Raw genomic sequence first — 1,208 nt, 5'->3', positions numbered from 1 at the left:
GCCCCAGTAATACTCACCAATGCTCACCTTTTCGCTCACTGGCTGACCTTCTTTGGTGGGAGTTACCTGGTTGCGGCGGCGTTTGCAGCCCAGTTTGCAATCCTGGTCACCAGCTGGCTGCTGCGTTTTATCGAAGCGACCTTCCTTTATATATGCCTTGGGGTTGTTCTCTTTGACCCATGCCACAATGTGTTTGGTGTCAATGCTGACGGTATTGCCAAAACCCTCACCAAGCTGCTGCTGCAGCCAGATCACTTGACTGTCGAGTAAACTTTGCAGCACAGGATTGGGCAATCGCGTCAGTTTTCGGCCGAAATGCTGTTGGGAAGGCAAGCAAGCTTCAATATCTATCTGTCTTCGGTCATCATACACGAGAGGAAAGCCAAGCGCCCAGACAAGAGCCGGATGAGCGACGAGAAAACGGCGCAGGTGACCAAAAGTGGGCAGGTGCATTTCCAACTTAACCAGGTAAGCTCCTATGTAGGCGGGTAAAGGGACTTCTCGCTCACCTTGACGGTGCATACGTAGGGAGCGGGGCAGTTGTGCCCAATCAAGAAAACGCAAAAGATGGCTCAACTGCTGGGTAAGGTGGCAACGACGGACGAATTGGGGTTGGTTGGAATAGGCTGTGAGTAAGCGAGGCAGATGGGGTGGCAGGGAATGGCGCTTGCGACGCAGGGGGAATGGAAAAATATGATATAGTTGCATGAAGGTTTCTCCTTGGGTGTGTGCCGTTTTGTAGCAAAAACAGTATAACTCTAGGAGAAGCCTTTTCAAGAAAAGCCAAACGTGGTCGAAGAGAAGTGAGGCTGCGATTTTAAGAGAAGTGACGTCGTCACGAGACCGAACGTTAACAGAAAAACAAAGTCACAGTTTCAGACCTACTGCGTTTTTTCTCTCTGGTAAAGAGAGAAACGCAGTCATGACCGCGTTTTTCGCGGTCAAGCTTCTGACTGGTTCTACCCTATGAGAGGGATTTAGACTCGGGTCGGGAGTTTCCGTCGGGTCGGGAGTTTCCGTGTCAGAAGGGGATTCGCAGCCTGAGAGGGATTTAGACAAATATAGTGTGGCGCAGTTCGGTAGCGACTTTTACGTCAGAAGGGGATTCGCAGCCTGAGAGGGATTTAGACTTAGCACATGCGTTGTTGTTAGCAACGGTATTACCCGGTCAGAAGGGGATTCGCAGCCTGAGAGGGATTTAGACGCAG

The 1,208-nt window shown here is 50.9% G+C and carries 1 protein-coding gene; it reads right to left on the bottom strand.

Features of this window, described 5'->3' with window-relative positions; genetic code table 11:
• Positions 1-522 (bottom strand): hypothetical protein (locus tag D6783_02125; GenBank protein RME53386.1); only part of this gene is annotated, 522 nt, incomplete at its 3' end.
• Between the last annotated feature and the right edge of the window lie 686 nt (positions 523-1,208).

Source organism: Candidatus Woesearchaeota archaeon (assembly GCA_003694805.1).
In the GTDB taxonomy this organism is placed as follows: Archaea; Nanobdellota; Nanobdellia; order Woesearchaeales; family J110; genus J110.
The sequence above is the reverse complement of the archived record's forward strand: the minus strand, read 5'-3'. Positions and strand labels throughout refer to the sequence as shown.